Origin of the sequence: Microbacterium sp., from assembly GCF_032084865.1 — a bacterium.
Classification (GTDB): domain Bacteria; phylum Actinomycetota; class Actinomycetes; order Actinomycetales; family Microbacteriaceae; genus Microbacterium.
Genome location: NZ_DAMDLU010000168.1, coordinates 1 through 5,670, shown reverse-complemented (window position 1 = coordinate 5,670; position 5,670 = coordinate 1). Strand labels below are relative to the sequence as shown.

General features: G+C 69.8%; 6 protein-coding genes. 3 read left to right on the top strand and 3 right to left on the bottom strand.

Going from position 1 to position 5,670, the window contains the following annotated elements:
• Positions 1–47 precede the first annotated feature (47 nt).
• The 3 genes from RT309_RS13505 to RT309_RS13495 are packed head-to-tail and all read right to left on the bottom strand — an operon-like array spanning position 48 to position 3,173.
• Complete coding sequence (locus RT309_RS13505) at positions 48–1,199, bottom strand: acetyl-CoA C-acetyltransferase (protein ID WP_313357844.1); 1,152 nt, start codon at positions 1,197–1,199, stop codon at positions 48–50.
• Positions 1,200–1,221: 22 nt separating this feature from the next.
• Positions 1,222–2,010: an SDR family oxidoreductase gene (locus RT309_RS13500; protein ID WP_313357842.1), complete on the bottom strand. Its 789-nt coding sequence runs from the start codon at positions 2,008–2,010 to the stop codon at positions 1,222–1,224.
• Positions 2,007–3,173, bottom strand: coding sequence for an acyl-CoA dehydrogenase family protein (locus RT309_RS13495; protein ID WP_313357840.1), 1,167 nt, complete (start codon positions 3,171–3,173; stop codon positions 2,007–2,009). Before RT309_RS13495 ends, RT309_RS13500 begins: the two co-directional genes overlap by 4 nt.
• Positions 3,174–3,279: 106 nt before the next feature.
• On the opposite strand from RT309_RS13495, the gene RT309_RS13490 reads away from it, so the two are divergent.
• The 3 genes from RT309_RS13490 to RT309_RS13480 form a co-directional block, all read left to right on the top strand.
• Entirely contained in the window at positions 3,280–4,146 is an 867-nt protein-coding gene (locus tag RT309_RS13490) for an enoyl-CoA hydratase (protein ID WP_313357838.1), read from the top strand.
• Complete coding sequence (locus tag RT309_RS13485) at positions 4,143–5,312, top strand: acyl-CoA dehydrogenase family protein (RefSeq protein ID WP_313357836.1); 1,170 nt, start codon at positions 4,143–4,145, stop codon at positions 5,310–5,312. Before RT309_RS13490 ends, RT309_RS13485 begins: the two co-directional genes overlap by 4 nt.
• On the top strand, positions 5,312–5,670 hold a 359-nt coding region (locus tag RT309_RS13480; RefSeq protein ID WP_313357834.1), incomplete at its 3' end, for an acyl-CoA dehydrogenase family protein. The genes RT309_RS13485 and RT309_RS13480, both read left to right, overlap by 1 nt.

Here is a 5,670-nt window from a genome sequence, read left to right as displayed (position 1 = left end):
TGTCAGTACGGGCGCAGAGGATGCGTCATCGACCCCGCGCCCGAGCCTCAGAGGCGCTCGATGATCGTGACGTTGGCGAGTCCGCCGCCCTCGCACATCGTCTGCAGGCCGTAGCGGCCGCCCGTGCGCTCGAGCTCATTGAGCATCGTGCTCATGAGCCGCGTGCCGGTCGCTCCGATCGGGTGGCCGAGGGCGATGCCGCCGCCGTTCACGTTGACCTTGTCGCGCGGCACGCCGGTCTCCTGCATCCAGGCGAGCACGACCGAGGCGAAGGCCTCGTTCACCTCGAACAGGTCGATGTCGTCGATCGACATGCCTGCGCGCTCCAGGGCGTACTTCGTCGCCGGGATCGGCGCCGTCAGCATGAACACCGGGCTGTCGCCGCGAACCGACAGGTGGTGGATGCGGGCGCGCGGGGTGAGCCCGTGCTCCTTGACGGCCTTCTCGCTCGCGACCAGCAGTGCGCTGGACGCGTCGCTGATCTGCGAGGCGACGGCCGCGGTGATGCGTCCGCCCGGCTGCAGGGTCTGCAGACCCGCCATGCGCTCGAGCGAGGTGTCGCGGCGCACGCCCTCGTCGAACTCGAGGCCGTTCAGCGGCACGATCTCGTTCGCGAAGCGGCCCTCGTCCTGCGCGATGGCGGCGCGCTGGTGGCTCTCGAGGGCGAACTGCTCCATGTCCTCTCGGGTGATGTTCCACTTCTCGGCGATCATCTCGGCGCCGACGAACTGCGAGATCTCCTGGTCGGGGTAGCGCGCCTGCCAGCCCGGCGACTCGGCGAACGGCGTGGTGAAGCCATAGGCCTCGCCCGCGACCATGGCCGACGAGATCGGCAGCTTCGACATGTTCTGCAGCCCGCCCGCGATCACCAGGTCGTTCGTGCCGCTCATGACGGCCTGTGCAGCGAAGTGCACGGCCTGCTGGCTCGATCCGCACTGGCGGTCGATGGTGACGCCGGGGACGTGCTCGGGGAACCCGGCGACGAGCACGGCGGAGCGGCCGACGTTGCCCGCCTGTCCGCCGATCGTGTCGGTGGTTCCGATGATGACGTCATCGATCGCGCCGGGGTCGATGCCGACCCGGTCGACGAGGGCGCGCAGGCTGTGCGCGCCGAGGTCGGCGGGGTGGATGCCCGAGAGCGAACCGCCGCGCTTGCCCACGGGCGAGCGGACGGCGTCGACGATGTATGCCTCTGCCATGTTCTTCCTTACTCTCTTTGTCTCACGCGTGCTGACTGCTGACCGACACGACTTCGCCGGTCATGTACGAGGAGTATGCGCTGGCGAGGAACACCATGACGTTGGCGACCTCCCAGGGCTCGGCCGCACGGCCGAACGCCTCGCGGGCTTTGAGCTGCTCGAGCAGCTCGGGCGACGTCACCTTCTCGAGGAAGGGGTGCATCGCGAGGCTCGGCGAGACCGCGTTCACGCGGATGCCGTGGGGCGCGAGGTCGATCGCCGCACTGCGTGTGAGCGCCATGACCCCGGCCTTGGCCGCGGCGTAGTGCGCCTGCTCGGCCTGCGCGCGCCAGCCGATGACCGACGCGTTGTTGATGATGACCCCCGCCGTGCCCGCGGCGACCATGCGCCGCCCGACCGCCCGGACGCAGCGGAACGTGCCCGTGAGGGTCACGTCGAGCACCTTGCCCCACTGGTCGTCGGTCATGTCGAGGATCGAGACCGAACCGCCGAGTCCGGCGTTGTTGATCATGACGTCGATCGGCCCGCCGTCCTCGGCGAGGTCGAGGAACGCCTGCACCTGCTGCTCGTCGGTGACGTCGCAGACGGCGGTGCGCACGCGCTCCTGGCCGAAGCGGTCGCCCAGCTCCTGCTGCGCCTCGGCGAGACGGCCGGCGTGGGTGTCGCCGAGCACGACGAGCGCGGCTCCCTCTTCGAGGCAGCGGATCGCAGCGGCCTGCCCGATGCCGGCGCCCGCGGCCGCGGTGATCACGACGCGCGTGCCGGTCAGCAGACCGTGGCCGTCGACGTAGACGGGTGCGGTGGCGCTCATGGGCGGGCCTCTCGGGGCAGGCCGAGCACGCGCTCGGCGATGACGTTGCGCTGGATCTCGTCGGAGCCGCCGTAGATGGTGTCGGCGCGGCTGAAGAGGAAGAGCGTCTGCAGGTCGTCGAGGGCGTACTCGGGTCCGACCACGAGCGAGTCGGCGCCGGCGACCTCCATCGCGAGCTCGCCGAGCGAGCGGTGCCAGTTCGACCAGAGCAGCTTCGCGACGGATGCCGCATCGCCCTGCTCTCCGCCCAGGGTGCGCAGCGCGTGCTGGCGGATGACCTCGAGGTCCATGCGCGCCTTCACGAGACGGTCGCGGATCACGGCATCCTGGATCGCTCCGGTGCGCTCGGCCGTGGCGATCACGGCATCGAACTCACGGCGGAAGGCGATCTGCTGCGCGAGAGTCGAGACGCCGCGTTCGAAGCCGAGCGTCGCCATCGCCACCTTGAAGCCGTTGCCCTCGCCGCCGACGACGTAGGAGGCTTCGGTGCGGGCGTCGTCGAAGAACACCTCGTTGAACTCGCTCGTGGCGGTGAGCTGCAGGATCGGGCGCACCTCGACGCCGGGCTGCTCCATCGGCACGAGGAGGTACGAGAGACCCTTGTGGCGGGTCGAGCCAGCCTCGGTGCGGGCGATGACGAAGCACCACTGCGCGTTCTGGGCGAGCGAGGTCCACACCTTCTGACCGTTGATGACCCACGAGTCGCCGTCGCGCACGGCCTTGGTCGACACGGCGGCGAGGTCGGATCCGGCGCCGGGCTCGGAGTAGCCCTGGCACCACAGCTCCTCGACCGCGGCGATCTTGGGCAGGAAGCGCGCCTTCTGCTCGTCGCTGCCGTGCGCGATCAGCGTCGGCCCGACGAGCTCTTCGCCGAGGTGGTTCACGCGGGCCGGAGCATCCGCCCTCGCGTACTCCTCGTGGAAGATGACCTGCTGCGAGATGCTGAGCCCGCGGCCGCCGTACTCGACGGGCCAGGCGACGCAGCTCCAGCCGGATGCCGCCATGTGGCGGTTCCATTCGAGGCGCGCCTCGAAGTCCTCGTGCTCGCGGCCGGAGCCGCCCTTGCCGCGCAGATCGGCGAAGCGGCCGGTGAGGTTCTCCTCCAGCCAGCCGCGGATCTCCGCGCGGAAGCGCTCATCCGCTTCGTGCTGCGTGACGTCCATTCGTGCTCCTCATCGAGTCGTGGTCTTCGGCATGCCGTTCACGTATAGTATCAAGGAAACCAAGCGATTGTTTGGTTGGCAATTCGAGTTCAGAGAGGAACCCGTCATGACCGTCGATTCCGACGACGCCGTGGTCACCTACGAGTTGCGCGGCACGACCGCGATCATCCGGTTGAACCGCCCCCAGTATCGCAACGCGCAGAACTCGAAGGTCACCTACGCGCTCGACGCCGCGTTCACGCGAGCCGTCGACGACGACGCGGTCAAGGTCATCGTGCTGGGCGGCAATGGCAGGCACTTCTGCGCAGGCCATGACATCGGCACCCCTGAGCGCGACATCGACCAGAGCTTCGAACGCAAGGCCGTCATCTGGTGGGATCACGTGGGCGCGCAGGGCGTCGACTCACGCTTCGCCCGCGAGTCCGAGGTGTACCTGGGCATGTGCCGCCGCTGGCGCGAGATCCCCAAGCCGGTGATCGCGATGGTGCAGGGCGCCTGCATCGCCGGCGGCCTGATGCTCGCCTGGTCGTGCGACTTCATCGTCGCCTCCGGCGACGCGTTCTTCCAGGACCCGGTCGTCACCATGGGCATCCCCGGCGTGGAGTTCTTCGCACACCCGTGGGTCACGAACCCGCGCGCCGCGAAGGAGATGCTCTACACCGGCGACCGGATGCCGGCCGCTCGGGCGTACGAGCTCGGCATGGTCAACCACGTGGTTCCGCGCGACGAGCTCGAAGAGCGCACGCTCGAGATCGCCGAGCGCATCGCCCGGATGCCGCGCCTCGGCCTCGCCCTGACCAAGAAGGCCGTCAACCAGGCCGAGGACCTGCAGGGCATGCGCGCCGGCATGGACTCGGTGTTCGGCCTGCACCACGCCGCGCACGCGCACAACGCCGAGGTGGGCGGCGACTCCCTCGGCGGCGTCGACGTGAAGTCCATCAAGGCAGACACCCCGGACGGAGCCGCACGATGAACCTGGAACTCACCCCCGAGCAGGAGGCCTTCGCTGCGGAGGCGCGCGCCTGGCTCGCCGAGAACACACCGAAGACGCCCCTCCCCTCGATGGACACCGAAGCGGGCTTCGCGGCGCACCGCGAGTGGGAGGCGAAGCTCTCCGAAGGCCGCTGGTCGGTCGTGTCGTGGCCCGAGCAGTACGGCGGCCGTGACGTCGGCATCACCGAATGGGTGCTCTTCGAAGAGGAGTACTACCGGTCGGGCGCCCCGACCCGCGTGGCGCAGAACGGCATCTCGCTGCTCGCCCCCATCCTGTTCGAGCACGGCACCGCCGAGCAGCACGAGCGCTTCCTCGGTCCGATGACCGACGGCTCGCTGATCTGGGCGCAGGCGTGGTCAGAGCCGGGTGCCGGCAGCGACCTCGCCGCGATCCGCAGCACCGCGCACCGCGATGACGAGCGCGGCGGCTGGGTGCTCAACGGTCAGAAGATCTGGAGCTCGCGCGCGGTGTGGGCGGACTGGGGCTTCGGCCTGTTCCGCTCCGATGCCGAGGCGCAGCGCCACCGCGGCCTCACCTACTTCCTCTTCCCGATGGATGCCGAGGGCATCACGGTGCGCCCGATCGCACAGCTCGACGGCACCACGGGCTTCGCCGAGATCTTCTTCGACGACGTGTTCGTGCCGGATGCCGACGTGCTGGGCGCGCCCGGCGACGGCTGGCGCGTCGCGATGAGCACTGCCGGCAACGAGCGCGGCCTGTCGCTGCGCGCCCCGGGCCGCTTCCTCGCTGCGACGGATCGACTGATCGCGCTGCAGAGCGAGCACGGCCAGCGCCACGAGGACGACGCGGTCGTCGACTCGTGGATCGGCGCCGAGGCGTACCGCCTGTTCACCTGGCAGACCGTGAGCACGCTGCTCGAAGGCGGCTCGGTCGGAGCCGAAGGCAGCATCAACAAGGTGTTCTGGTCTGAGCTCGACGTGCACATCCACGAGACCGCCCTGCGCATCCTCGGCCCCGAGGCCGAGCTGCGCGGCGGCTCGGCCGAAGCCGCCGGCCGCTGGGTCGACGACTATCAGTTCTCCCTCGCCGGCCCCATCTATGCGGGCACGAACGAGGTCCAGCGAAACATCATCGCGGAGCGGATCCTCGGACTCCCCCGCGGCGGAGACGGAAGGCGTTCCTGATGCGATTCCTGCCCACTGAAGAACAGGTCGCGTTCGCCGAGGCCATCGACGAGATCGTCGAGGGCGCAGGCGGAGCCGACATCGCCCGCAGCTGGGCCGACGGCGACACCGCCGCGGGCCTTGCACTCTGGGAGCAGTTCGCCGAGCTCGGCCTGCTGGGTCTGCGCGTGAGCGAGGACGAGGGCGGCTTCGGCGGATCGCTGAGCGACCTGGTCGTCGTCTTCGAGCGCCTCGGCTATCACGGCATCCCCGGCCCCTACCTCGAGACGGTCGCGCTGCTGCCCGGCCTGGTCGACGCGGCGACGCGCGGCGAGCTCGCGGCGGGCGCGATCGCGACGGCATCCGTCGACGGGGTCGC

Coding starts and splice junctions, on each gene's coding strand:
- RT309_RS13495 (WP_313357840.1), bottom strand. CDS start 3,173: ATGGACGTCACGCAGCACGAAGCGGATGAGCGCTTCCGCGCGGAGATC.
- RT309_RS13485 (WP_313357836.1), top strand. CDS start 4,143: ATGAACCTGGAACTCACCCCCGAGCAGGAGGCCTTCGCTGCGGAGGCG.
- RT309_RS13505 (WP_313357844.1), bottom strand. CDS start 1,199: ATGGCAGAGGCATACATCGTCGACGCCGTCCGCTCGCCCGTGGGCAAG.
- RT309_RS13500 (WP_313357842.1), bottom strand. CDS start 2,010: ATGAGCGCCACCGCACCCGTCTACGTCGACGGCCACGGTCTGCTGACC.
- RT309_RS13490 (WP_313357838.1), top strand. CDS start 3,280: ATGACCGTCGATTCCGACGACGCCGTGGTCACCTACGAGTTGCGCGGC.